General features: G+C 61.9%; 1 protein-coding gene. It reads left to right on the forward strand.

The genetic code is table 11. The features are described from left to right. Positions 1–8: 8 nt before the first annotated feature. The coding region (gene istA / locus ACH107_RS33360) for an IS21 family transposase (RefSeq protein ID WP_412509864.1) at positions 9–633 on the forward strand (625 nt) is incomplete at its 3' end.

Consider the following 633-nt stretch of genomic DNA (forward strand, 5'->3'; position numbering starts at 1 on the left):
TTCGCAAGATTTTGGCGTTCTCGACGCCGCCGGGCTACCGGCGCACGAAGGAGATCAAGCGTCCCAAGCTTGATGGGTTTACGGAGATCATCGACGGCTGGCTTGAAGGGGACAAGAATGTGCCCCGCAAACAGCGCCACACGGCGAAGCGGATCCACGAGCGGCTCAAGGCGGAACACAAGTTCACCGGCGGCTATACGATCATCAAGGACTACGTTCGGCAGCGTGAACGACGCACCCGTGAGATGTTCGTGCCGCTGGCGCATCCGCCGGGCCATGCGCAAGCCGATTTTGGCGAAGCGTTGGTTGTGATCGGGGGTGTCGAACAAAAGGCCCACTTCTTCGTCCTGGATTTGCCGCACAGCGATGCCTACTTCGTGCGGGCCTACCCGGCGGCGACGGCGGAGGCCTGGATGGACGGGCATGTGCATGCCTTTGCCTTCTTTGGCGGGGTGCCTCTGTCGGTTCTCTACGACAACGACCGTTGCCTAGTCTCGAAGATCCAGCCGGATGGCACACGGGTCCGCGCTACGCTGTTCAGCGGGCTGCTGTCGCACTACCTGTTCCGAGACCGCTACGGGCGGCCGGGCAAAGGGAATGACAAGGGCAATGTCGAGGGGATGGTGGGCTATG

The organism is Roseovarius halophilus (ex Wu et al. 2025) (genome assembly GCF_047086965.1).